Raw genomic sequence first — 675 nt, forward strand, 5'->3', positions numbered from 1 at the left:
TGAATATCAAAAACCAGAAGATATAATTTAAAACTTATTAAGAGTTTTTAGATATCTTAGATTAGATTTAAGTTCAGTATAGTTATGTAAATGTTTAATTCTATTTTTGCTATTTAATTTTAATTTTTTATTTAAAAATTTTTTTATTTTTTTTTGAAGATCTATTTCATCGTTTGTTTTGAAGTAAAGTCCAAGATTACCATTTTTAATTACTTCCATATTTCCTCCAGGAGCATCACTACAAATTGGATAAACATTGTAATTAATTGATTGAACTAAAGCATTTGGCAACCCTTCCCAAAGGGAAGCATTAATAAATAAATCTGCATTTTTAAAAATTAAATTTTTATTTTTCTCAAAACCCTTTAAAAAAATTTTCTTATTTAAATTATTTATTTTAATAAATTCTTTTATAGATTTTTTTTCGGGTCCATCTCCATATAAATTTAATGAAAATTTATATTTTTTAGTTAAATTTTTAAGTGCTTTCAAAATTATAAAAACACCTTTTTCTTTTGCCAACCTGCCAACATAAATTATGTTAAGTATCTTTTTAGATTTTTTATTAAAATTCTTTTTAATTATATTTTTAATTGAAGGTGGATGAATACAAATTACATTATTTAATTGAAAGTTTTTTTTAATAAAATTTTTCTCAAATTTTGAATTCGTTAT

Annotated in this window: 1 protein-coding gene; it reads right to left on the bottom strand. The window is 19.7% G+C overall.

Annotated elements, in window-relative coordinates; genetic code table 11:
- Nucleotides 1-27: 27 nt before the first annotated feature.
- Nucleotides 28-675, bottom strand: a 648-nt coding sequence (locus AMN81_RS00040) for a glycosyltransferase (RefSeq protein ID WP_179850550.1), incomplete at its 5' end; no start/stop codon positions are given.

The organism is Candidatus Pelagibacter communis, assembly GCF_001179845.1.
In the GTDB taxonomy this organism is placed as follows: Bacteria; Pseudomonadota; Alphaproteobacteria; order Pelagibacterales; family Pelagibacteraceae; genus Pelagibacter; species Pelagibacter ubique_Q.